This is a genomic window from Ruegeria sp. CG1 (assembly GCF_056537265.1).
In genome coordinates this window covers 208,457-233,011 of the sequence record NZ_JBQFRF010000002.1, presented here as the reverse complement: position 1 = coordinate 233,011, position 24,555 = coordinate 208,457, and the positions used below count along the sequence as shown (strand labels likewise).

Annotated in this window: 24 protein-coding genes and 1 riboswitch; of the genes, 14 read left to right on the top strand and 10 right to left on the bottom strand. The window is 55.5% G+C overall.

Annotated elements, in window-relative coordinates; all coding sequences use genetic code 11:
* Positions 1-497 precede the first annotated feature (497 nt).
* On the top strand, positions 498-1,814 hold the full coding sequence (locus ACR0AU_RS06850) for a UDP-glucose dehydrogenase family protein (RefSeq protein ID WP_170732618.1): 1,317 nt from the start codon (positions 498-500) through the stop codon (positions 1,812-1,814).
* Positions 1,815-1,844: 30 nt separating this feature from the next.
* Here the strand turns inward: ACR0AU_RS06850 and ACR0AU_RS06845 are convergent, their stop codons facing one another.
* The 6 genes from ACR0AU_RS06845 to ACR0AU_RS06820 form a co-directional block, all read right to left on the bottom strand.
* Entirely contained in the window at positions 1,845-2,777 is a 933-nt protein-coding gene (locus ACR0AU_RS06845; RefSeq protein ID WP_170646813.1) for a hypothetical protein, read from the bottom strand.
* 6 nt (positions 2,778-2,783) lie between these two features.
* Positions 2,784-4,097: a TRAP transporter large permease subunit gene (locus ACR0AU_RS06840; RefSeq protein ID WP_170393803.1), complete on the bottom strand. Its 1,314-nt coding sequence runs from the start codon at positions 4,095-4,097 to the stop codon at positions 2,784-2,786.
* Between the two features lie 4 nt (positions 4,098-4,101).
* Positions 4,102-4,635 carry a TRAP transporter small permease subunit gene (locus tag ACR0AU_RS06835; protein WP_170732617.1) on the bottom strand — a complete coding sequence of 178 codons (534 nt, stop codon included), beginning with the start codon at positions 4,633-4,635 and terminating at the stop codon, positions 4,102-4,104.
* Positions 4,636-4,705: 70 nt separating this feature from the next.
* Positions 4,706-5,680 carry a TRAP transporter substrate-binding protein gene (locus ACR0AU_RS06830; RefSeq protein WP_480795450.1) on the bottom strand — a complete coding sequence of 325 codons (975 nt, stop codon included), beginning with the start codon at positions 5,678-5,680 and terminating at the stop codon, positions 4,706-4,708.
* 52 nt (positions 5,681-5,732) lie between these two features.
* Positions 5,733-6,983 carry an NAD(P)/FAD-dependent oxidoreductase gene (locus ACR0AU_RS06825; protein WP_170732615.1) on the bottom strand — a complete coding sequence of 417 codons (1,251 nt, stop codon included), beginning with the start codon at positions 6,981-6,983 and terminating at the stop codon, positions 5,733-5,735.
* Positions 6,980-8,113 (bottom strand): enolase C-terminal domain-like protein, encoded by a 1,134-nt coding sequence (locus ACR0AU_RS06820; protein ID WP_170732614.1) that lies wholly within the window; start codon positions 8,111-8,113, stop codon positions 6,980-6,982. The genes ACR0AU_RS06825 and ACR0AU_RS06820 overlap by 4 nt, the downstream gene beginning before the upstream one ends.
* A 96-nt stretch (positions 8,114-8,209) precedes the next feature.
* Here ACR0AU_RS06820 and ACR0AU_RS06815 point away from each other — a divergent pair, with 96 nt between their 5' ends.
* Complete coding sequence (locus ACR0AU_RS06815; protein ID WP_170732613.1) at positions 8,210-9,130, top strand: LysR family transcriptional regulator; 921 nt, start codon at positions 8,210-8,212, stop codon at positions 9,128-9,130.
* On the opposite strand, the gene ACR0AU_RS06810 is transcribed toward ACR0AU_RS06815, so the two are convergent.
* A complete protein-coding gene (locus ACR0AU_RS06810) occupies positions 9,091-10,785 on the bottom strand; it encodes a thiamine pyrophosphate-binding protein (RefSeq protein WP_480795449.1) in 1,695 nt (564 codons plus the stop codon). The genes ACR0AU_RS06815 and ACR0AU_RS06810 overlap by 40 nt on opposite strands.
* A 111-nt stretch (positions 10,786-10,896) precedes the next feature.
* Here ACR0AU_RS06810 and ACR0AU_RS06805 point away from each other — a divergent pair, with 111 nt between their 5' ends.
* The 8 genes from ACR0AU_RS06805 (at position 10,897) to ACR0AU_RS06770 (ending at position 17,972) form a co-directional block, all read left to right on the top strand.
* Positions 10,897-11,601: a GntR family transcriptional regulator gene (locus ACR0AU_RS06805; RefSeq protein ID WP_170562158.1), complete on the top strand. Its 705-nt coding sequence runs from the start codon at positions 10,897-10,899 to the stop codon at positions 11,599-11,601.
* Complete coding sequence (locus ACR0AU_RS06800; protein WP_170732611.1) at positions 11,598-12,308, top strand: aspartate/glutamate racemase family protein; 711 nt, start codon at positions 11,598-11,600, stop codon at positions 12,306-12,308. Before ACR0AU_RS06805 ends, ACR0AU_RS06800 begins: the two co-directional genes overlap by 4 nt.
* 193 nt (positions 12,309-12,501) lie before the next feature.
* Complete coding sequence (pta, locus tag ACR0AU_RS06795) at positions 12,502-13,509, top strand: phosphate acetyltransferase (RefSeq protein ID WP_170732610.1); 1,008 nt, start codon at positions 12,502-12,504, stop codon at positions 13,507-13,509.
* A 69-nt stretch (positions 13,510-13,578) separates the two neighbouring features.
* Complete coding sequence (locus ACR0AU_RS06790) at positions 13,579-14,610, top strand: putative sulfate exporter family transporter (protein ID WP_170732609.1); 1,032 nt, start codon at positions 13,579-13,581, stop codon at positions 14,608-14,610.
* Between the two features lie 170 nt (positions 14,611-14,780).
* A complete protein-coding gene (locus ACR0AU_RS06785) occupies positions 14,781-16,010 on the top strand; it encodes an AGE family epimerase/isomerase (protein ID WP_170635733.1) in 1,230 nt (409 codons plus the stop codon).
* 146 nt (positions 16,011-16,156) lie between these two features.
* Entirely contained in the window at positions 16,157-16,399 is a 243-nt protein-coding gene (locus ACR0AU_RS06780; RefSeq protein WP_170393778.1) for a hypothetical protein, read from the top strand.
* A gap of 46 nt (positions 16,400-16,445) precedes the next feature.
* A complete protein-coding gene (locus ACR0AU_RS06775) occupies positions 16,446-17,720 on the top strand; it encodes a hypothetical protein (protein WP_170406931.1) in 1,275 nt (424 codons plus the stop codon).
* 36 nt (positions 17,721-17,756) lie between these two features.
* The gene (locus ACR0AU_RS06770; protein WP_170732607.1) at positions 17,757-17,972 is read left to right on the top strand and encodes a hypothetical protein; all 216 of its coding nucleotides are present in this window, start codon (positions 17,757-17,759) and stop codon (positions 17,970-17,972) included.
* A 58-nt stretch (positions 17,973-18,030) separates the two neighbouring features.
* On the opposite strand, the gene ACR0AU_RS06765 is transcribed toward ACR0AU_RS06770, so the two are convergent.
* On the bottom strand, positions 18,031-19,512 hold the full coding sequence (locus tag ACR0AU_RS06765; RefSeq protein WP_480795448.1) for an aminotransferase-like domain-containing protein: 1,482 nt from the start codon (positions 19,510-19,512) through the stop codon (positions 18,031-18,033).
* A 616-nt stretch (positions 19,513-20,128) separates the two neighbouring features.
* Between ACR0AU_RS06765 and ACR0AU_RS06760 the strand changes: the two genes are divergently transcribed.
* The 4 genes from ACR0AU_RS06760 to ACR0AU_RS06745 all read left to right on the top strand — a co-directional run bounded on the left by ACR0AU_RS06760 (position 20,129) and on the right by ACR0AU_RS06745 (position 23,639).
* Entirely contained in the window at positions 20,129-20,629 is a 501-nt protein-coding gene (locus ACR0AU_RS06760; RefSeq protein WP_170393772.1) for a TRAP transporter small permease subunit, read from the top strand.
* A gap of 68 nt (positions 20,630-20,697) precedes the next feature.
* Positions 20,698-21,747 carry a TRAP transporter substrate-binding protein gene (locus ACR0AU_RS06755; protein ID WP_170393770.1) on the top strand — a complete coding sequence of 350 codons (1,050 nt, stop codon included), beginning with the start codon at positions 20,698-20,700 and terminating at the stop codon, positions 21,745-21,747.
* Positions 21,748-21,907: 160 nt separating this feature from the next.
* Positions 21,908-23,215, top strand: coding sequence for a TRAP transporter large permease (locus ACR0AU_RS06750; RefSeq protein WP_170393768.1), 1,308 nt, complete (start codon positions 21,908-21,910; stop codon positions 23,213-23,215).
* Positions 23,216-23,228: 13 nt separating this feature from the next.
* Complete coding sequence (locus tag ACR0AU_RS06745) at positions 23,229-23,639, top strand: universal stress protein (RefSeq protein ID WP_170393765.1); 411 nt, start codon at positions 23,229-23,231, stop codon at positions 23,637-23,639.
* 70 nt (positions 23,640-23,709) lie between these two features.
* Here ACR0AU_RS06745 and ACR0AU_RS06740 read toward each other — a convergent pair whose 3' ends face one another.
* Together ACR0AU_RS06740 and ACR0AU_RS06735 are read right to left on the bottom strand one after the other, a co-directional pair.
* Positions 23,710-24,009, bottom strand: a complete 300-nt coding sequence (locus tag ACR0AU_RS06740; RefSeq protein ID WP_170509040.1) for a CcdB family protein — start codon at positions 24,007-24,009, stop codon at positions 23,710-23,712.
* Positions 24,009-24,239, bottom strand: a complete 231-nt coding sequence (locus ACR0AU_RS06735) for a type II toxin-antitoxin system CcdA family antitoxin (RefSeq protein ID WP_170406922.1) — start codon at positions 24,237-24,239, stop codon at positions 24,009-24,011. Before ACR0AU_RS06735 ends, ACR0AU_RS06740 begins: the two co-directional genes overlap by 1 nt.
* A 179-nt stretch (positions 24,240-24,418) precedes the next feature.
* Positions 24,419-24,524, top strand: a riboswitch (TPP riboswitch).
* The last annotated feature ends 31 nt before the right edge of the window (positions 24,525-24,555 follow it).

Sequence of the window (24,555 nt, the reverse complement as noted above, 5' to 3'; positions counted from 1 at the left end):
CCCATCGCGAAGCCTTAAAATAATTAACAGATTGCTCGCACCGCCGCTCGACACCACGAAAACTGATTGTGAGACTATATGAAGCTTCGCATTCTGGCTATGCCCAACGCCTGCTGAAGCGAAGAAGTGCCTGATATTACATGTAGGATTGAGAATGCGCGCCAGCGGTCGAACGAATGCCATCGTCGAAAATCCGATCTGGCAACGAATCTTGATCGCAACACGCCGTTCTTCGCCGAGACCAGATAGCCAGTTCAACGCAAGCCACGAACAGCACTTGAACAATTCACCACAACAAGCATATTCGGTCGCCAAGAGACAGTCTGATGATTTTGCCCTATCGCCCGCAACACCTCAGAAGTGCCGAGCTGTTGTCGAAAGCAAGCCGGCAATGCCTAGGCGGTTGTAATTATCGAGCCCCAAAAGCTCTTAGTTCAGCGGTTGAAAGAGACCAGGAAATGCGCCATTGGCGAAACCCAAAAGAAGGAATTCGATAAATGCGCATTGCGATGATTGGCACCGGATATGTCGGTTTGGTGTCCGGGGTTTGCTTTTCGGACTTTGGCCATGATGTGATTTGCGTCGATAAATCCGATCGCAAGATCAAGATGCTTCAGAATGGAGAGGTGCCGATTTACGAGCCGGGCCTTGATGTGCTCATGGCCAAGAACGTGGCTGCTGGCCGCCTGACCTTTACCACCGACCTGGCCGCTGCGGTCGACGGCGCGGACGCGGTGTTCATCGCGGTGGGCACACCTACGAGACGCGGGGACGGGCACGCTGATCTGACTTATGTGATGGCCGCCGCCGAGGAAATCGCTCATGCCATCACCGGCTATACGGTTGTCGTAACCAAATCGACTGTCCCGGTCGGCACCAACCGCAAGGTTCATGAAGTTGTCTCGGGTGCAAATCCGAAGGCGGAATTCGACGTCGCATCGAACCCCGAATTCCTGCGCGAGGGCGCAGCAATAGATGATTTTATGCGCCCGGACCGTGTTGTCGTAGGGGTCGAAAGCGAACGAGCGGCGGATGTCATGGCCGAGATTTACCGCCCGCTTTATCTGCGTGACTTTCCAATCCTGACCACTGATCTAGAAAGCGCCGAGATGATCAAATACGCGGCGAACGCATTCCTGGCGACCAAAATCACGTTCATCAATGAAATCGCCGGTCTTTGCGAGCGGGCAGGCGGCGATGTCAAAGAGGTGGCGCGCGGTATTGGTCTGGATGGGCGGATCGGCAACAAGTTTCTGCACGCAGGCCCTGGCTATGGCGGCTCGTGTTTTCCGAAAGACACCGCTGCACTTGCCCGGATCGGACAGGATTTTGCCCACCCGATGCAGATCACCGAAACCGTCATTCGTGTAAACGATGAGGTCAAGAAGCGGATGATCGAGAAGATCCGGGATGCCTGCGATGACAGCTTCAATGGCAAGACCGTGGCGGTTCTGGGTGTGACTTTCAAGCCCAACACCGATGACATGCGCGACGCACCTTCCCTGACCATCGTTCCCGCCCTGATCGGCGGCGGTGCCCAGGTCCGCGTTGTCGATCCGCAAGGCCGTGCCGAGGGGGAAGCGCTGCTTCCTGGCGTCGAGTGGATGGATGATCCCTACGCCGCGACCAAAGATGCGGACGTTGTTGTCTTGCTGACAGAATGGAACGAGTTCCGCGCCCTGAACCTGAGCGAGCTGGCAGAGACTATGAGATCCCCCCGAATGGTCGACTTGCGTAATATCTACTCGTCCACGATGGTTCTGGGATCGGGATTTGAAACCTATGTCGGCGTCGGGGTTGGGGATCAGCGTTAGGGCTGGCACCGCCAATGCCTCTGGCCCAAATCAACTGGTTGTGGCAGCCGTCTGATACAGTCGGCGCATGATCAGCGGCGTCAGATACATCGGTATCTGATAGGCCCCGATGAACACCATGATCGGCGCGGTCACTTCAGGTGGCAGTGCCACGAAGAATATCGCGATGTTCCGGTTTCCGGCGATCAGAGACACCGCCGTAGCCTCGGCACCGGGCATTCGAGTTCGTGTGAATTGGAATGAGACAACCTGAGCCCCAAAGTTGATCAGACAGGCAAACGCGATCCAGAACAGCGCGACACGCGGGTCCACAAGTGCGGTTGCGCTCAATGATGGCATCAGGCCAACAACGAAAACGGACAGAGTAATCGTTGCCGCACCTTCCACGTTCAAAAGCGTAGACTTTGAAGGTTGGCGCAGCACCGTGCGGCGCAATATGACAGCCGCGAGAATTGCTATTGTGATGGTAAGAAAAAGCCGAAGCGCGGTCATCAGGACCGCCCTGAGATCACCCAATTCCGGCATCAGCCAAAAGATCGGTAACGCGGTCAGTGGCAAAACAGCCGTTCCAACCACGACCAGTCGCATCGCCGGTTCCGCAGAATAGCCCATCATCAGGCACATATTGGGGCTGCCGGATATTGATGGGGCTGCAGCCATGACAAGCAATGCCAAAAAAACTGGCGAACCGGTCCATCCGCAGGCAATTCCAATCCCAACGACAGACAACGGCAAAACCAATTGAAAGGCGGCAATCGTTCCCGCAACTTTTCGCAGGTCAACCAGCGAACCCACAATGGCCCCCGGCTGCATTCGCAGCAGCGTCAAAAACAGCAGGAGCATGACCAAGGGCGGTAAGAGAGGCCGCATCGGTGCGGCCAGCCCCGGCAGCAGAAGGCCTGCGGCAAGGCCCGATACTAACACATATGGGCCGTGACGCGCCGCGAGGTGAAGCGGGTTCAACGGTGTCTACCCACCGGGGCTTTGACGCAGGTTTTCGGGCAGCCACGTCGCCAACTCGGGGAACCAGATCAGAACGAACACCATCAGCACCATGATCAGGAACATCGGGATCGCAGCGCGGGCGATATAGCTCATTTCATGGTTAGTCATGCCCTGCATCACGAACAGGTTGAAACCAATAGGAGGTGTGATCTGCGCCATCTCGACAACGACCACGATGAAGATCCCGAACCAGATCAGATCGATCCCGGCGTCCCGGATCATAGGCTCGACAACAGCCATAGTCAGCACAACCGAAGAAATCCCATCAAGGAAGCAGCCCAGAATGACGTAGAAAACCAGCAGAACCATGAGCAGTTCGAACCGGGTCAGTTCCCAGCCCGCGATCAAATCCGCAAGCCCGCGCGGCAGGCCGGTAAAGCCCATCGACAATGACAGGAACGCAGCACCCGCTAGGATCAGCGCAATCATCGCACTGGTGCGGGTTGCGCCCATCAAACTTTCAGTGAAGGTCTTCCAGTTCAACGATCCCTGCCCTGCTGCCAGTAGCAGTCCGCCAATCACACCGAAAGCCGCCGCCTCGGTCGCTGTAGCATAACCCAGATACATCGATCCGATTACCACCATGATCAGCAGGATCACTGGCAACAGAAAGCGAGAGTTCTTAACCTTTTCGGAAAAGGTCAACTTGCTCTCATCGTTGGGGTTCCAGTCTTTGCCAACTTTGGAATAGATGGCGACATAGCCCATGAACATGGCAGCCAGCACAAGACCGGGTAGGATGCCTGCAAAGAACAGCTTGGTGATGGACTCGTTGATCGTAACGCCGTACACGATCAACGTTAGCGACGGTGGGATCATTAGTCCAAGTGTTGCCGCGCCGGTCAGCGTGCCGATGACCATGCGTTCGGGATAGTTGCGCTTTCGCAGTTCCGGGATCGACATCTTGCCAACCGTAGTCAGCGTCGCCGCCGAAGAACCCGATACCGCGGCAAACACCGTACAGCCTACGATATTCGTGTGAACCAGCCCTCCGGGCAAAGGTGCCATCCACGGCGACAGGCCTTTGAACATGTCTTCGGACAATCGGGTTCGGTAGAGGATCTCGCCCATCCAAATGAACATAGGCAAGGCAGTCAGGGTCCAGGAAGAGGACGCCGACCAGATCGTGGTGATCATGACATCGCCTACGGGGCGCGTCGTGAACAGCTCCATCCCGACCCAGGCGACGCCCATCAGGGCCAGCCCGACCCAGACACCGGTGCCCAGCAAGGTGAAAAGGACAAAGAGGAAGAGGATAATAACGGATATATTTTCCATGCTCTTACTCTCCGTGGCTCTGATCGGCCAGATCACGGGTGATGCGGTGATCACCCTTGAACAGGACATGGAACAGGTGATCGGTCAGCGCGACGGCCAGAATGACCGCTCCGATCAGCATGGTAGATTGCGGTATCCAAAGGGCGGTTTTATCTTGCCCCTGGCTGATATCGTTGAACTTCCAGCTCCAGTACACAAAGCGATAGGCATACCAGCAGAAATACCACATGACCGCCGAACCAATCGCAAAGCACCAGATTTCCAGAATTCTGCGAAAGCCATCGGGAACCGCATTCAGGAGAATGGAGACTCTAATATGGCTGCCTCGGTTCAGGGCGTTGGCGAAGGCCAGAAAAGACGCAGCGGCCATCGCGTATCCAGCATAATCCGGCGCGCCGGGAAAAACTTCGCCGGTCCAACGGGCCAGCATTTGCACCACAATGAGCACCAGAATGGCAATCAGGCTGAGCGCCGCCAGAACCCCTGCTGCCAGATAAATGAAATCCAGTACGGACCTGAGCCCTCGCATCGCCGCCATGCTGTCCCCGCTGTGCTTTTTGTGGATTGGGAGCAGGAGGCAGGATGAACTGCCGCCCGCATTCGAATGATTATTGAGAGTTAAACGCGTCGACGATGGCTTTGCCTTCGTCACCGGCGGCCTCAAGCCATTCGTTGGTCATGGTGACGCCGATTTCTTTCAGCTCATTCGTCATCTGTTCGGACGCAGGACCAACGGTCATGCCGCCATCGCGCAGACCCTGAAGCGTAAAGCCGGTATATTCCTTTGCGCGCCAGTTACCGGCATACTCGGCCAGTTCCGCACAGCCTTTGATGACGTTCTTGTTCGCATCCGAGACACCGGCCCAAACATCCGAGTTCACCATCACGTAGTTGCGCGGCAACCAGGCATCCACTTCATAGAAGTAGTTCAGGCTTTCCCAGACCTTGCGGTCATAGCCAGTCGACCCAGACGACACCATGGAATCCGCCACACCGGTGGCAAAGGCCTGGCTGATCTCAGCCGCCTCGATGGTAACCGGCAGCATACCCGTCAGTTCGGCCAGGCGTGAGGTGGCGTTGTTATAGGAGCGGAACTTGATCCCCGCCATATCCGCGACCGAGTTCACCTCGTCCTTGAAGTACAACCCTTGAGGCGGCCAAGGCACGGCGTAAAGCAGCGTCAGGTTCTGTTCAGCCAGCAGCTTTTCGATGGACGGCTTTGCCGCATCCCACAGCTTGGCGCTATCATCGAATGACGTGGCCAGGAACGGGATGGAATCAAAGCCGAACAGCGCGTTTTCGTTCTGGTGCCCAGACAGCAGACGCTCACCAATCGGGGCTTGCCCGGTCTGGATCGCACGCTTGATGTCGGCACCTTTGAACAGCGAGCCGGAAGGGTGCGTGACAATCTCAATCTCACCACCTGTGCCGGTGGTCACACATTTGGCGAACTCCGCGCCCGTGGCCGAGTGGAAGTTTGAGGCCGAATAGGCCATCGGCATATCCCATTTCTCTGCCATTACTGGCGCTGTTGCGGCAGCCGTCAGAGCGGTTGCTGCCAGAAGGCTTGTCAGTTTTTTCATCATGTTTCTCCCTGTTGAGTTTTGAGACGCCGGCGTTCTTCGCCAGTCATTTCTATGTTGCGAAACGCGAGGGCGCGTAGACGCTCATGTCAGTGTTCGGTGTTCTGCCCGCAATTATTTGGGCCAGAAGTCGCCCCGTTTTCGGCCCGCCTGTCAGGCCAATGTGATGGTGCCCAAAGCCCATATACGCACCGCTAATCCCTGGAGCCTCACCGATAATCGGGATCGAGTCGGTTGGTGCTGGGCGGTGCCCCATCCATTCCACTTCCTCCTTCCATGTCAAACCCGGGAAGGCCATCCGGGCATTCTTGCGCATCAATTCAAACGGCGCGCGTGAGGGTGGCGCATCAAGACCGCCAAATTCCACGATGCCAGCCAAACGAATGCGGCCATCCATCGGTGTGGCGACAAATTTGCCGGAAACCACCATGACCGGACTGCGCGGCATGGCAGAAGGCTCCACCAATTCAAGATGATAGCCGCGTTCGGTTTCAAGGGGAACAGAAATGCCCAAAAGCTTAGCCAAAGGTCCCGACCAAACGCCCGCAGTTACAATTGCCGTATCACACGCGATGGTTTCGCCTGCCGCCCGTATACCGGTTACGCGACCATTTTCCTGAACCACGTCATCGACCGCTGCACGTAGGATTGTGCCCCCATGTGCCTCGACATACGCCGCCAGATCTTTGACGTACCGACCAGGATCCGTGATATGGCCATGATCCGAAAGTTTCGCCGCAAAACCGATATCTTCACTATAGACCGGGTCGTAGGCGTGAAAGCCCGGGCCTTCCAATTCTTCCCATGTGAATCCGTTCCTGCGCCGAATGTCCCAGCCAAACGCATCATCATTGAAATGCGCGCGGTCCTTGTACAGGAACAGATAGTCAGACGGCACGATCCACTTTTCAGCGCCTGTGCCCTCGGCCAGCGCTTTGTGGTCGTTCAGGCTATCGCCAACAATTGGCGTCAAAGCTGACGCTATGCGTTCCACATCTGATGCATTCGCATGACTCAGATAGCGGGTTAGCCAAGGAATCAGCTTTGGAAGATACCCCCATCTCAGAAACAACGGTTGTGACGGGCTGAGCAGCATTTTGGGCGCCTTCCGGAGCAGCCCTGGAACAGTCACCGGAACAATCGAGCATGACGCCAAAACGCCCCCATTGCCGTGCGAGGTGCCCTCTCCCGGTCCGGCCTTGTCGATCAGGATTACCTCGTGACCATCCCGCTGCAGCCAGATTGCGGCTGAAACGCCAACAATCCCAGCGCCGATGATCGCTATTGTCTTCTTCTCGCTCATGCCCCCACCGCCTTGGCCACTGCATAATGCTCAAGCTTGGTTACATCAGGCCTGTTGCCGAGGCCGGGTGCGTCAGGGACTACAACTTCGCCGCTGCTTACTTGGAAGGGGCTTTCAAGAATGTCCTCTTTCAGGAAGTAGGAGGCTTGATAGAATTCGCAGCCCAACGTTATCTCAGGTGTTGCAGCAATCATATGTGTGCCCGCCAGATGCGCCAATCCGGCCTCGAACATATCACCGCCATAGGCTGTCAGACCATGTGCTGCAGCGATACGGGCCACAGTCTGGCCTCGTGTCGGGCCACCGGATTTCATGATTTTCACTGAAACCCCGTCACAGATACCGTCACGCGCTGCCCGCTCCATGTCTTCGGGGCCAAAGACGCTCTCATCAGCCAGAAGTGGGACGTCAATCATCTGTCGCAACTTGCCCATCATGCTGAATTGATGAGCGCGGACAGGTTGCTCAATGAAATCCGGAGCGAATTGCGCAACATCGCGAACCTGAGCCGGTGCGTCCTCGATACTGAGCCCCTGATTGTAATCAACACGAACCCTGAAATCCGGATGGTTCTGCGCGAGATATTCCAACCGCATGATATCGAAGGCGTGATCCTTGAACCCGGTCTTGAGCTTTACAATCCGAACGCCATCGGCCTGCAATTGTGCCAGCAGCTCAACATCCTGAGCAAAATCCGGGTTCGCAATTGAGCAACTGAGTGGAATGGTTCCTCGGCACTTCCCGCCCAGCAGAGACCAAACAGGAACCTCGCTGATTCTGCCCGCAAGATCCAGCAAAGCGGTTTCCAATGCAGCTTTCGCCTCGGTGCAATGAGCCACGGCATAAGCTGCCTGCGCCATGATCGCTGAACGATCGCCCACTCTGGCCCCAACCACAAGAGCGCGCAAATAGCGATCAAGGGCTGCATAAGTGGCCTCTGGGGTGCCCGTGAAGACAGACCAGGGAGAGGCCTCTCCAAATCCTTCATTGCCGTCTTCGGATCTCAGCCGCAGGACGACGACTTCGCATGTTCCTTCGACGGACCCGATGCCATGATCACGGCGAGACGTCACGGGCAACTCAAGATGCCAGAGATCATAGCCGATGATTTTCTGTGTCAGATCGCCCATTGCACCCCCTGCCAATGGCCGAAGCCTGCCTTGACGGGGATATCATTTCAAATACTATATTATCTAGAGGTCATCAGGAAAAATGATACTATAGCGATGTCCCTGCGATTTCGTCAGCTACAGGCTTTTCACGCCATCATGGAAACCGGCACTGTCACGGGTGCTGCCTCGGTGCTTGGGATTTCACAGCCCGGGATCAGCAATCTGTTGGCACAGCTGGAGCGCGAAGCTCGTTTGCCGCTGTTTGAACGCAACAAAGGCCGGTTGCTGCCCACGCCAGAAGCTGAACTTCTATACCGCGAGGTTGATACGGTTGTTCGGGGGCTGGATCACGTGGCGCAGGCGGTCACGGATCTGCAGAACAAGCATCCGGGTCAATTGCAGATCGCCGCACCACATCTGCTATCCTTCGGCTTCATGCCGCGTGAGATCGCTCGCTTCGCAGAAAGCCGCCCGAACCTGTCGGTGAGTTTTCAGTCGCAGTATTCCTCGAAGATTCAAGAATGGGTAATCTCTGGCCTGTTTGAGATCGGCATTGTCGAGATGCCCATTCTGCATGACACACTGAACTATCAGGTCTTTGAGTTCGAAACGCTGGCGACCTTTCCGGAAACCAGCCCTTTGGCAGATTATGATGTGCTCACACCTGAAATTCTTGAAAACGAACCATTCATCGTGATGGGGCCAGAGCATCAAACCCACCGACGAACTCGGGACATCTTCCAATCAGCGGAGCGCAACTGGCGGACCCAGATTCACACCCATCTGTCAGAAAACCTGCTAAGTTTCGTCAAGCAGGGCATGGGGGTCGCGATGATCGATCCCTTCACTGTCACCTTTGACGACGAGAGCGGGTACCAAACCCGCCCCTTCCGACCGGCTGTGATGCTTGATCTGGCCATTATCACCGCCAAAGGGCGACCCCTATCAACGATTGCACAGGATTTTCTGGCTCAGCTAACCCCTTCGATCGCCTCTTATGCCACCCATTCCGAAACCGGTGCAGCGGCATCGTGAAGCGGTTGTGAGTGAATGTCGACCAATGTCGGGCCATCATGCTCGATAGCCTGTTTCAGAACTTTGGACAGGTCTTCGGGATCTTTGACAGTCCATGATTTAACACCAAAGGCGCTTGCAACAGCGGCGTGGTCGGTGCGGTTGAAATCAACATTGTAGTATCTCTGCCCAAACCCTGCGTCCTGTCCGGCCTTGATCCAGCCAAAGACCGAGTTCGAGAATACTATCGAGGTGATCGGCATGTTGTGCCGCACCATGGTTTCGAACTCACCACAGGTAAAGCCGAATGAGCCGTCACCCATCACCGACAAGGTCTTGACCGAAGGCCGTCCAATATGCGCACCCATTGCAGCACCCAAGGAATATCCCAGCGCCCCATGCGCCCGGTTGGTGATGAAATGCCGCCCAGGTGTCCGCCAACGGTAGTGCGCGCTGAAATAGGGGCACGGCGTGCCGGGATCAGCGACAACAATTGCATCGTCATCCAGGATGTCCATTAGCGAAGCCATGACAGCCTCGGGCCGGATCGGCGTTTCTCGGCTGGCTGCATGCGGGGCAAACGTAGCCAATTTGGCCGCCCATGCCGCGTTTGATTTGGCCGCACCGCCCAGCCTGGGCAGGTCTTGGCGTGCCGCCAGTGCGTCCGCCAATGCTTCCAGCGCGAGACGCGCGTCGGCACAAATAGCGACTTCGGTCGGATAGTTGGCTCCGATCACCATCGGGTCACTGTCGATATGAATGATGGTGGCATCGCGCGCAGGGCTTCTCCAGCGCTCGGTCGTGACGGATCCTGCGCGACATCCGATGAACAGAACGACATCCGCCGCATCTACCACAGCGCGGGTGGCAGGCACCCCGCCATTCGACCCGACAACACCAAGCGCGAGTGGGTCTGTCTCGGCAATCGAGCCCTGCCCCGACACGGTCGTGGCGACAGGCATATCCAACAGTCCCGCAACTCGGCGCAGTGCGTAGCTTGCCCCTGATAGAACGGGTCCACCGCCACAAACGGCTACGGTGGATTTAGACTTTGAAAGTATCTCTGCTGCCGCCTCGACCGCATCCATGTCGGGGCCTGCACGTTCCGCCGGATAGCTGCGATGTCTTGCATCCGCCCAGATCTCTGCCTCGTCCACCGGCGCTTTCTGAGTATCGAAGGGCAAGGCAAGATGTGTGGCCCCAGGTGTACCGGTGGTCATTGCACGGAATGCCGCACGAACCATGGCCGGCAATCGCGTGGCATCATCCAGCGACGCATTCCACTTGGCCAGCGGCTTGAACAGCGCGGGTTGGTCCAATTCGGTCAGCGGGTACTTTCCCCGGCTGGTTGTCGCCACATCCGAGGTGATCGCAAGAATAGGAACCGAGCTTTCGTTGGCTTCGACCACGCCAGGTAGAATATAGGTCGCCCCGCCTCCAGACGGGCCTTCGCAGACACCCGGCTTACCTGTCACCCTTGCATAACCATCCGCCATGTAGGCCGCATGACGTTCATCCCGCGTCAGAATGTGCTGAATACCGTGATCCATCCGAGATAGCGCATCATAGAATGGCAGGGTTGTATCACCACATAGGCCGAACATGTGCTTCACGCCATGCGCCTCAAGCATACGGACCATTGCCTCGGCTCCGGTCAGGTAATTCGTTCCTGTCATGGTCGGCGACTCCCTTAATCTAATCTGCACACAGACCTGTATACAGTTTTGTATATTGATTTCAAGACTGGCCTGTGGCACCTGTGGGGCAACGACCAAAAGGCAGTACCAATGGCAGGTCCACGCGTTGATGATATCTACGATCAGGTGAAGGCCATGGCGGTTTCATTCCGCCTGCGTCCCGGCGATCGTTTGAACGAGGTCGCCCTGTCGAAGGAGCTGGGCGTCAGCCGCACCCCTTTGCGCGAAGCACTGAACCGGCTGGTCGCCGAACGTTTGTTCGACTTCCGCCCGGGACAGGGTTTCTTTTGCCGCCCATTGGATGCCCAAAGCATTTTTGACCTGTTCGAGCTGCGCCAAATCATCGAAACCGCCGCCGTCCGCGCAGCGTGCACCAAGGCCACCACAGAACAACTGCAGGCGCTTCACGACGAACTTTATGCGACGGGTATCGATATCACCGGGCTTACCGTTGAAGAGGCCGTCACGCGAGATGAAGCGTTTCATCTGGGCATCGCCCGGCTGTCTGGCAACATGGAATTGCTGCAAACCCTGATGCGGATTAATGAGCGCATTCGCTATATCCGATGGATTTCCATGAGTCTGGACCGGGTCCAACGCTCAAAAGACGAACATAAGCGCGTCATGCAGGCCTTGATGAACCGCGACGCTGATGAGGCCGCGCAGGCTTTGGGCACCCATATCAACAAGCGGATGGATCAGGTGCAGGACGCGGTGCGCCATGGGATATCAAGCATCTATATGGAAGGGTCCGACGATATCTCGACCCGCATCATTCAGGAGGCGCAGTCATGATCGCGCAGGGCGGAAAATCCATATACGGCGCATCTGTCGGCATCCTGATGTTGGACGCACAGTTTCCACGTATTCCCGGTGATATGGGCAACGCTCGGACATGGCCGTTTCCCGTGCTCTACCGCATCGTGCGCAACGCCTCGCCTGATCTTGTGGTCCGACAAGGTGCTGAAGGAATGCTTGGAGCGTTCATCGATGCCGCACGGGAACTTGTCAAAGACGGGGTAGACGGGATCACCACCAATTGCGGCTTTCTTTCGCTGTTTCAGGATGAACTGGCCGAGGCGGTTCCTGTTCCGGTCGCGACGTCCTCGATGATGCAGGTCGATATGGTGAACCGTATCCTTCCTGCAGGAATGCGCGCCGGCATTCTAACCATCTCCGCCTCAACACTTACGAATGAGCACCTGCGAAAGGCACAGGTCCCCGACGGAACTCCAATTGGCACCACCGAAGGCGGCAACGAATTCACAACCGCTATTCTCGAAAACGCATTGACGCTGGATGTGGACAAAGCCCGCGACGACAATGTCGAAGCAGCGCTTGCGCTGCAAGCGGGCAATCCCGACCTTGGTGCAATTGTACTGGAATGTACAAACATGTGCCCTTACGCGGCGGACATACAGCAGGCGACTGGTTTGCCAGTGTTTTCTATTGTTACTTTCATCAACTGGTTTCAGGCCGGACTAAACCCGCCAAGGTTCTGATCAAGTGAACAGTAAGTCCAGAGTAGCCGCCGCCTATAGCCAGATGGCGATTCTGGACCTATCGGCAACAACTTGACGGTGAACCAGAACCAAGCAATCAAGAAACGAAATCGGAACAGCGCCGAAACGATCATCGTTGACCTCAAGGCACCTGTTCCGACACCGATTAACAACAGTTCAGGAACCGAGACGCATGACGAAAACACCGATCGAGCTGTTGGCGGCCAGTGCCTCGGAAACCCGCCCAGTTGTAGCGCTGAGCGAAGGCACCGATCCCCGCATTGTTGCCGGAGGATTAGCCGCCCATAAGGCTGGTCTGGCAGATATTATTCTCGTCGGACCTGAGGCCGACGTTAAAGCGGCGCTCGTGGCAGAGGGTGGCTCAACCGGGGACGGTATCGCCATCCATGATCCTGCGCATTCGGAACTGACTGACGCTTTTGCGGCCGAGTATCATTCTCTGCGCAAACACAAAGGTGTCGATGAAGCCAAGGCACGCAAAGCCGCAGAATCGCCGCTGGTCTATGCCGCGATGCTGGTGCGAATGGGGCACGCAACAGGAACCGTGGGCGGGGCGGTCCATACCACAGGCGATGTGGTCAGAACTGCCATCCAGGTTATTGGAATGAAGCCTGATGCTGGTATGGTATCCTCGTTCTTTCTGATGTACCCACCCGAGGCCGCCGCTGAGGGCGCGCGCGCCATGCTCTATTCTGACTGCGGCTTGGTGATCGATCCGACCTCCGAAGAACTGGCAAACATTGCAGCTGCTTCAGCGGTTTCCGCGCGGGCATTGCTGCAGGAAGAGCCAAAGATCGCGATGTTGAGTTTCTCAACAAAAGGCAGCGCCCAACACCCAGCGGTGGACAAAGTCGTCAACGCGACAGAAATTCTGCGGGCGAAACACCCAGAGTTGAATGTGGATGGAGAGCTGCAATTTGATGCCGCCTTCGTGCCGTCGATTGGTGAGCGAAAATCCCCCGGGTCCTCGGTCGCGGGTCAGTCGAACGTCAAGATTTTCCCAAATCTGGATGCCGGAAATATCGGGTACAAGATGACTCAACGGCTGGGCGGTTATCTGGCGATCGGTCCGGTTTTGCAGGGGCTCGCCAAACCGGCCAATGATCTATCGCGCGGATGCAGCGCAGAAGATGTGACGCAGATAATCGCGGTGACCATCCTGCAGGCGCGCGAACCCTAAACTCGGCAGCTCGCCTGCCCCTTCGTGCGGGCTCGCGACCCATTCCTTACAAACGAAAGACTATCCGTTATGGCGTCCGCCGATCCCTCAGACCTATCCCTCACCGAGCGGAGCAAGGAGCGTGTTCGCACGCTCTTTCCCGGCGTCATGATTGCCGTAACCGTTGCCGTCGCCGCCAAGTTCCTGTCCGAGCATTATGCTACCCCGGCCATGCTGCTTGCCCTTCTATTGGGGATTGCGGTCAGCTTTCTCGGCGAAGAAGGAAAAACCGTTGAGGGGATCGGATTCGCCGCACGCACACTTCTGCGCCTTGGCGTGGCCTTGCTGGGTGTGCGCGTGTCGATGACCCTGATGCTGGGTCTGGGCTGGGACCTGATTGCCCTTGTGATCGTCGGAGTGCTGTTGACCATAGGTTTTGGCCTGTCCGTAGCTCGTTTTTTTGGCCACAAATGGCGCTTTGCCTTTCTGACCGCCGGTTCGGTCGCAATTTGCGGTGCATCGGCGGCAATGGCGATCAGTGCAATCCTGCCCAAGGACGAACGCTCGGAAGAGCGTCTGATTTTTACTGTCATGGGCGTGACCGTTTTGTCCACCATCGCCATGATCGCCTATCCGATCCTCGTACGCTCATTAGGGATGAACGATGTTGCGGGCGGTGTGTTTCTGGGTGGCACCATCCATGATGTGGCTCAGGTTGTCGGCGCGGGATTTTCGATCTCGGAACAAACCGGAGATACAGCGACGCTGGTCAAATTGTTCCGCGTGGCGATGCTGGCACCAGTGGTTTTGGTCGCTTCACTGATTATTCGTGGCTTTGCTGAAATGGACGCAGATGGGAAACGCCCACCGCTGTTGCCGGGATTCGTGTTAGGATTTCTGGTTCTCGCTGCGGCATCCTCATTCGGATTGATCCCGCCAGCGATTTCAGAATTTCTAAGCCAATGCTCTCGATGGTTGTTGCTTGTTGCGATCGCAGCTGTTGGGATGAAGACAAACCTTAAACAAATCCTGTCGGTCGGTGCAGCCGCAATCGCCCTCATCATAGTGGAGACGTTGTTCATCGCCGTGGTAATTCTGGCCGGGATTAACCTATTAACCTGAAGCAGTTACCAAGAGTTTTCCGCCGACTGCGACGGCTGAACGGCAACCCCTGACAGTCCGGTGCGGGTTTGCCGATTGCCTTCGTGCGCGGTGTTTGGTTCATTGGCGACTCGCGCTTTGCAGCGCTTTTTCGTTCGATTCCGAATGGTCCCTCAAGCGAGATGAAGAATATGGACAACACCTTGCCTCTGCCACCCGGCCCGCATTCCGAACCGGGCTTTTGGCTTGATACATCTGAACACCGCACGTGGTTGAAAGATCAGGCTATGCGACAGTTGGCGTTTTTCAGCGCAAGTTGTCGGACCGAGCCAGGATTTTTCATCCTCGACCATGATGGCAGCCCGCTGCCAAACACATTGCAGGAACTGCACACGACTACACGCCTAGTGCATTCTTACGCTCTGGGGCATCTGATTGAATTTCAAGGCGCAGAGCGGATCATCGATCACGGTATGGCCTACCTCAACAGCCACCACAAAGACCGGGATCACGCCGGTTACCTTTGGGCTTTGGATGGCGACAACATCAAGGATGATCGCAAACTTGCCTACGGGCATGTCTTTGTTCTGCTCGCTGCCTCAAGCGCAAAACAGATAGGGCACCCGGAAGCTGACAAACTGCTGACCGAAGTCCGGGATATCCTTGATACACATTTCTGGGATGATGAGACCGGGTTGTTCCGCGACGAATGGAACCGCGATTGGACGCCGTTTTCCACATATCGCGGAATGAACGCGAATATGCACGGAGTTGAGGCACTGCTTGCAGCTTTTGAGGCGACAGGCGACGAAATCTATCTTACCCGCGCCGGTCGTATTCTGGATTTCTTTATCGGCCGGATCGCACCTGCTGAAAACTGGCGCTTGCCCGAGCATTTCACCTCAGATTGGCAGATTGACCGGGGCTATGCCGGTGACCCGATGTTCCGTCCCGCAGGCACGACCCCGGGCCATTCGTTCGAGCTTGGGCGACTTCAGCTGCAGCATTGGGATTTATCAGGCCGACCAAACTCGGGCGCGCCCGAGTCATCGCGACGATTGATTGAGCAGGCCCTCAAGGATGCGTGGCTGCCCGGCGGCGGCATGGCATATACGCTGGATTTTGGGGGTCGGGTCGCAAATGCGTCGCGGTTCTGGTGGCCAGTAGCTGAAGCCATTGGTGCGGTTGGAGCCCTGATCGCACTGGATAAAAGGCAAGAGGATGAAATTTGGTACAGAAAACTCTGGACCTTTGCGAATGAAACGTTCGTGGATCACCAACATGGCGGCTGGTTCCCGGCGGTGGATGAATCCGGTGACATCGTGACATCCATCTTTGACGGCAAACCGGATATCTATCATTCATTGCAGGCTTGCCTGTTCCCGCTATCGGGGCGCTTATCTCGGATGGTGCCGCTTTAGCGCGCGCGAATTCAAGCAGAGCGAGACCCGCATCGAGCCGGCTCAATTGAAGAGTCGGGGCAAATCTGCTATGTTAAATACATTCAACACCATCCGACGACCTGCGAATTCGGATGCGTTTCTTGACGAACGGATAGGAGAGTTGAATGGCAAATCAAGCACGTGGAAAGCGAACGACCCGAAAGGGCACACTTGAGGTGAGACCACAACCATCGGCCCATTCCGCCCTGAGCGAACGGGCCGGGGCGTCAGGCCTCATGACCCCGCAAATGCTGAGCGAACGCGATGAGCGCGTCTCAAAAACTCGCAAAAAGGGCGGGCCTGCTTTGGAAGAAGATAATTCGGATCAATCCGGCAATGACGCTGATCCGACGGAACTGGATTACTAATCAATTACGCACATTTTTTTGACATGAGTAGATTACGGAGGCTGCTATGCCCTCGACCCATCAGCCAAGGATTTTCAACACAATAAACCTTACGGATTTCGATACTAACGGCCAAACCTCTACTGTGGGCGAGCCGACAGTTTCCAGCAACGGAGGTCAGATTCTGGCCACTGGCAACTGGTATGCAAGTCGGTCACTGGACGGCGGCCAAAGCTGGTCTCACATGAGCCCTTTCACGTTGTTCCCACCTGTTGACGGGGGGTTTTGCTGCGACCAGACCACGATTTACGACCCAAGCCGGGATCTGCTTATCTGGCTGCTTCAATATATCGAACAGGGGGGCACCAACACACTGCGGGTTGCGGTCAAACAAGGGCGCACCTTGGGGAACGACACATGGAACATTTGGGATTTCACCCCCGCCGGGCTTGATCCCGCGTGGAACAATGAGTGGTTCGACTATAATCACGTTTCGTTGTCCGAAAACTATATGTATGCGGGCACCAATGTGTTCTCGGCCGGGGCTAACCAGTTTACCCGCTCGGTCATTCTACGGATTTCACTGGACGAACTGGCGACCGCGGCAACGCTATCATTCGACATATTCGAAACAGAAGACAACTTCTCTCTGCGCTGCGTACAAGGCGCACGCGGCGCGATGTACTTTGCCAGCCACAACACGAACTCGCAGATCCGCGTATTCAGATGGGCCGAGAACGCCTCGGACGTAGATGAATTCGACATCGATGTCACGCCTTGGTCCGCAGGCAATTATTCCGCGCAGACCACCGGTGGCGACTGGATGTCGCGCACTGATCCACGCATTATGGCTGGTTGGCTGGGACGCGGCGTTCTGGGCTTTATGTGGACAGCTAATCGTCAGACCAACAGGCCACTCCCTTTCGTCAGGACCGTCCGCATTGACGAAGCAACCATGTCATTGATTGACGAACCGGATATCTGGAACAGTCAGATCGCGTTCGCCTACCCCTCAACAGCTGTAAACCGGGTTGGTGATGTAGGGCTTTCGGTCTTTGCGGGTGGTGGGAATTTGCATCCGAGCCATGTTGTTGGCTCATACGACGATATCGATCTGACTTGGCGGCTGGCCCTCGCTCGACGGGGCACAGACACTCCGGGTCTGGGAAAATGGGGCGACTACACCAACTGTGCCGAGGTTGCCGATGATGGCTTCACCTGGCTGGCAGCCGGGTACACGCTGCAGGGCGGGAACACCCAAACTGACATCGAACCAACCATGACCTGGTTCGCACAGCAGCGCTATGACGCACCACGTCGCCATCCGCCCGTTATCGTCTAAAACATTATAACCATTTATAATTCAGGGATATACATCATGCACAGAGCGATTAAATCACAAGGCGTAAAGTCATTCTTGCGGCAGGAAGCCCCCTGGCTACTTATCGCCTTTGTTATTGCTGACCTATTCTACAAATGGGGGTCATTCGCCCTGGAATGCGTCGGCTTTCTGCTGACTTGGTACGTCCTGAGCCTTCTAGCCAGCCTGGTGTCACATATGCTGTGGGGGGAAAACTCAGCTGTCGGAGATTGAACCATCGATCAATCTTTTTAAGCTTGCGGACTATTGGTTTGCCTCCCGCCCTGGTACATTACGAGTTTGTTGCGCGTAGGTCTGAAATCACTTCGGACAACAGCTCAATCCCTTTTCGGATAGAACCGGGTTGGATTGACGAGACGCCAAGACGAAAGTGGTATCTCCCTGCGGTTTTATTTGAAAAACAGGGCCCGATCGGCTCCACAATAACACCGCGTTTTAGGGCGGCTTGACATATCGTCATGGCATCCAACCGGGCCTCGGGATCAGAAAGCACAAAAACCGTTCCGCCAAATTCGCCCGTTTTCAGGAAATGGGGTAGCTTTTCACGGATCGTCGTATCAGCCAGATGCCAGCGCAGCTCATAATTCTGGCGAACCCTGCGCAACAAGCCATCATAGTACCCCAAGTTAATAAACGCGGCAGCAGTGTGCTGAAGAATCATCGGCGGATGGCGCATCATCATTCCCCGGCAATCGCGCGCGGCGTCAATAAATTCTGGCGCAGCCGCCAGATACCCCAGGCGCAAACCTGGTGAAAGACCTTTGGAAAGGCTGCCCAAATAGATCAATCGATCCGTGTCATCCAGACTGCGCAGCGGCAGCAAAGTAGAATGCCGGTAATCCACATCGCATTCGTAATCGTCTTCGACGATGTAAAAATCATGCTCTTCAGCGGCCTGCAGCAAGGCCTTGCGGCGACGCTCGGACATCGTGACGGTGGTTGGGTGCTGGCGATTGGGGGTTACGAAAACCAGGTCAGCCTCGCGCAGACGTTCATCGACGATCAGACCCTCGCTATCAATGGGTTGAAACCTTACATTCCCAAAATTTGCCTGAAGGATCTTGCGTGCATCCGGATATCCCGGATCCTCCATAACCGCAGTTTTATCGCGCCCGCCGAACAACAGGCTGGTGATAAACAACCCGTTTTGCGAACCCAATGTGATCAGGATTGAATCGCTGGGTTCAAAAATACCGCGACGGGGCAGGATGCGCTGCCGGACCTGCTCGATAAGTTCAAAGCAATCCTCGTACAGCCCGTCCGCAGACCAGATTTTCAGGTGCTTTCGATTCATGGCCAACCGAGTGCATTCGCGCCAATCCGCAACTGGGAATGCGCCATCATCGATTTGGTTGCACACAAACGGATAGTCGTACTTGTACCAGTCATTCGGGCGCTGGATGGTTTCGATCTCTTCGGTGCGGCGCAGTTTGTTCAGTTTCTGGCCAATCGATGTGCGCTGTCTGGTGCTGGTTCGCCCAATCGCATCACCGTCCGTGCGAATCCCCACGTCAGAGCAGACATAATAACCCGAGCGGGGCCGGGCCTCGATCAGTTGCTCTTCTTCAAGCTTTCGATAAGCCGCGACGACCGTATTGATCGAAACATCGAGATCCCGCGCCAACCCCCGACATGAGGCAAGCTTTAGTCCAGACGGCATCAAACCTTCAAAAATGAGTCGTGAAATCTGCGAGACGATCTGATCTCGCAAACCGCTGGACTGAGTTTTGTCGATGCTCAACCGTTGTGTCATGTCCTGTCGGGCTCTAGTCGCAAATTCTGCGACGCGATTTGCAAACTGTATCCATGTTTTCAAGTGCTCCATGCAAAGTGGAAACGACGCTAAATTCCCCAATTCTGTACTGGCAATGCTGAAAGCAATAGCGCTCTTACTAAAAGCGGGTTGATGATAACTCAAAAAAGAGACTTCAGCCAACGCTATGTTTTTAAAGTACTTATACAGACCAGAGATGTGCTTAAGCAACCTGCGCTGCCATTGTTGAACTTGAAACATCTTAACGCGCGGGACTGAATCGCAGCATCGAACAGTCACTTGGCGCGATGAAATCTGTACCCATTATTACAAACAACTGTATCTTTCTCAGTCGAACTCCTTCGCGTTTGCTGTAGCGATCCGGGAAGTTCCATGTCGAAATTAGGGATCACCCGGGCCGTTCGATGCGACTAGGGAGGGAGACCGTTCGCATGGTTTTGCAGGAGTGGGATATGCGTCGACTCTGTGAACAGCGATTCAGCAGACGTTTCTCTGATGTCCTTCCGAACCCCGACGCGAAGGGTCCGGTACATCAATTCAGCGCACAGATTTTTTGAGGGAGAACCAGATCCATGAAAAACACAACGAGGTTGGCATGCTGATGCGCGGTCTGGAAAAGCTGACAAGCGCAATCTCAGAAGTCATGGGCCGCATAGGCTGGTTTCTCATCTTGTATTGCATGGCGTTTGGCGTGTCGGACGTATTCATGCGCTATGTACTGAACGCGCCCTCCCAGTGGATCGGCACCACATTGCAAGCTGCGATGGTGTTGTTGGCCTGCACCGGCGGCGTCTATGCGTTGCAGCATGACAGTTTCGTCAAACTCGACCTGTTTTATGCAAACGCCAGCAAGCGGTCAAAAGCGATTTTGGATGTCCTGACGGCACCGATTGCAATCCTGTTTCTGGTCGCATTGATCTGGAAGGGTTACGAAGCCGCATCGCTGTCTCTGATGCTTAATCAGAAGACCCCGACATCCATTCCGATCCCGATTTATCCGATCAAATTTGCGATCCCACTCAGCGGTGCAATGGTTCTCTTGGTGGTCCTGAAACACTTGCTCCGCGATCTGCAAACGATCTTCGGGCGCAGTTAGGCACGCTGGCTTGGGCGCCTGCAAATACAAACGAAAATAGACTGATCCACTAACGAGGAGGAATAAACATGAAACCAAACAGGTTTGTGCACACAACCATGTGGGCAGGCGCCATAGCCGTGACCGCAAGCATAGCCGTCGCACAAGATGGGCCGCCGGATGAAGTAACCGAGTGGACCTTCCAGCCCGCATTTGACCAGACCGATGCCGGCTGGGACAATGGCCTGATCCCTTGGGTTGAAGCAGTTGAAAAAGCGACTGAAGGCACGGTCAAAATCCGTGTTGAGCCCGCAGGGGCGCTGGTCAGTGGTGCAGAGGCCTTTGGCGCAGCGGCTGCTGGTCTGACCGATGGCTACGCGGGCTGGGGTTCAGTCTATGGTGGCGACATGCCCGAAGGCATGCTGGCGTTTGGCATGGCCATGGGCGCCGACAACACCGAAGAAGCGTGGGAAGTGATGTGGGGCAACCCCGACTACCGCGTTGGTGACATCGTGCAAGAGGCCGCCAACGCGCGGAACCTGCAGTGGGCAGGCTGGACCAACCAGGGACCGAACGCAATGTTCACCAAGTTCCGTGTCGAAAAACTGGAAGATCTGGAAGGCCGCAAGATGCGCGCCGGTGGACCCCAGGCCATCTTCCACTCGACCATGGGCGGCGCGCCGGTCTCGATGAACGGTGGTGAGATTTACACCGCAATCAAACTGGGCACCATCGAAGGCACCTACTGGGATACAGGCGGCATCGATGACATGTCGTTCCAGGAAGTTATCGACTATGCGATCATGCCCGGCTGGAACCCTGCTCAGCACCAGGAGATCTTCATCAACCTGCAGAGCTGGAACGCCCTGACCGACTGGCAGCGCGAAAAGATCAACGGTGTTTTCGAAGAAACCTATTTCGAAACCAGCCGCATGCATGCGGAAGGTGTCGAAGAAGCGCTTCAAATCCTGCGCGATGCCGGTGGTGAAGTAATCGAGCTGAGCGATGAAGAAGTTGCTCGTATGCGCGAGAAATCCATTGCCGAAGTGTGGCCGCAGGTTGCAGCCGCATCCGAGGGCAACGCCAAAGGCGTGGAAATCTTCAAGAGGTTCCTGGAAGACAAGGCGAACGCGCAATAATCCCGCGCAATGTCATCTTTCCAATATAGCTAAAACTCTTTCGCTGGCCCGATCGTCGGGCCAGCGGACCAGACGGGCGCATGTCAGTGTTAAAAGCACTGCTGACACACAACCCGGCAAAGACCGCGCGAACGGCCACTAGGTAGGGAAACTAAAGATCATGAGCCTCGAACTAATTACAGCGCTGTATTTCTTAATACTGTTTGGGATCCTTTTCATGGGGCTGCCGGTTGCGTTCGGCTTGGGTGGAACAGCGGTTCTATTTGCCCTGGTTTTCGAACCTCGCGCGCTGTTGTCCGTGCCCAGTGCATTCTATTCAACGCCTTGGAATTCGGTACTGGTCACAGTGCCATTGTTCTTGTTCATGGGCTCACTCATAAGATTTTCGGGGATAGCCGAAACGGCCTATGACGCCGTTTACAAGCTGATCGGCCACATTCATGGTGGTCTCGCGATGGGTACAGTTCAGGTCTGTACTGTTTTTGCTGCAATCACCGGCATCACACCACCGGCGACCACCACAATGGGTCAGATCGCCTATCCTTCGATGATGCGCTACAAATATGATCGCCGTATCGCGATCGGTTGTATCGCGGCAGGCGGTGCATTGGGTGCGCTGATCCCACCAAGCGTTCCGTTCATCTTCTATGGATTGCTGGCCAAGGTTTCGATCGGTGACCTGTTCATGGCGGGGTTGCTGCCCGGCCTGATGCTGGCAACTTTCTACACGATCTATATCGGCGTACGTTGTAAAATCCAGCCCGAGCTAGGCCCCGCCCTGCCCGCCGATCAGAAATTCACCCGCACCGAAAAACTGACCGCCGTTCTCAGCATCTGGCCGTTTGCCTTACTCATCATCATCGTTCTGGGCGTCATCTGGGGCGGTATCGCGACGCCGGCGGAAGCTGCCGCATTTGGTGCCGCAGGCGCCTTTGTCATCAACCTGATCTACGGCAAACTGACCTGGGAGGTGCTGAGGGAATCGTTGGTGTCCACCTTGAAGCTCAGCGGTATGGGGCTTTGGATTCTGATTGGTGCCACCGTCTATCTTAATGTGTTCAACACGCTTGGCAGCCAGGACCTGCTGACCAATCTGGTTCTTTCCATGCCCGGCGGTGCAACCGGCATCCTGCTGATGATGATGCTGATCATCCTCGTCCTGGGTATGGTGATGGATGATTGGGCCATCATCATGCTGTGCACACCACTGTTCATCCCGATTATCGACGAATTGGGGATCGACAAGCTGTGGTTTGGCGCGCTGTTCATCGTGAACATCCAAATCGCTTACCTGACACCTCCGTTCGGTTTTGTGCTGTTCTGGATCAAAGGGGTTCTGCCCAAAGATGTCAGCATGGGGGATGTCTACAATTCGGTTGGCCCGTTTGTGGCACTCCAGTTCGTTGGCCTGACCCTGATCTTCATCTTCCCGCAGATCGCCACCTGGTTGCCCAACATCCTGAAATAATCCGGAGGTACAGATGTATAACCATATCCTCGTTCCAGTCGCCCCAGATCACATCAACGACTGTGCCAAATCTCTGGATGCAGCAAGCCGCTTGCTATCGGATGGCGGGACAGTATCGGTGCTGTCCGTTCTCGAAGAACTACCTTCGTATATTGGGTCATACTTTCCACCCGAGCAGGTTCAGAAAAGCGTTTCTGATTTTGAGGACAAACTGAACGCATCGATGGAGTCTCCGAAGATCGGCACTCATGTTGTTACAGGTCATCCAACAAATTCCATTCTGGATTGGGCCGAGGAACACAAAGTGGACTGCATAGTGGTTGCGTCACACCAACCAGGCCTTTCGGACTATCTGATCGGTTCAACGGCTGCACGTGTTGTCCGCCATGCACATTGCAGTGTCGTGGTACTGCGCGACAAGTAGAGCAGAAGCATAACACCTGACAGGTGTTATGCGTGCAAGATGGCTGGCCAATGAGGCCAGCCATTGTCGTTCAGAACCCTTGCATCAGCATGTCTACGGCCACGGTGATCTGCTCGAAATCATCTTTCAGATGACCCACGGGTGATTTGAGGAGTCCCACAGGAACAGCAGCCATGAACTGGGTCACCATTACAACCTGCTCACCATCTATCAGGAACTCAGGGTTGAGGCGGGTCGCTGGTTTCGGCGCACGTGCTTTTGACAAAAGCGGCACCACTATGCGGGTATTCAGATCGCTCAGAAGATCGGTTTGCACATCCAGAAGATAGCCATCGCCGGATGGGTTGGGGAACACATCGTATTTTGGCATCAGAACTGACGAAAGCGGTCCAAGGGCAACCCGTGCCGTTCAACATACGAGTTTGAGCTTTGCAGTGCCTCCGCGTTTTCGGCCCTCCACTGTGCGGCCTTCGCAGCGGCAACGGCGGCACGCACTCCTTCTTCGGCGGCACGCGACAGGTTCACGTTCAGCGCTCTGGCCTCGGTGAGTAAAGCGCTATCAAGTGATAGATTGGTCGGTTTGCGTGGTTGAGCGTTCATTCTGTCTTAGCCTCCATGTGCCCGAGAATATCAATATACTATATGCGCGTCAAATATGCGCATATCTCCTAAAGGACTTCTCTGGCTTCGTGGCTCGTTCTTATGGTATTTCATTCAATGCTTATTGAACGAGAACCTAACGATTTCGGTTGAAATCGTCCTCTCATCCCCCTAATCACGACCCTACCTCGGGGTGCGCTAAAGACCGCGCTGAGATGCCAATTGGCAAACCCGTTGAACCTGAACCGGCTAGAACCGGCGGAGGGAAAGGTACAGGTTTCATCCATCCTTGCCCTCTCGCCGCATTGGAGGATGA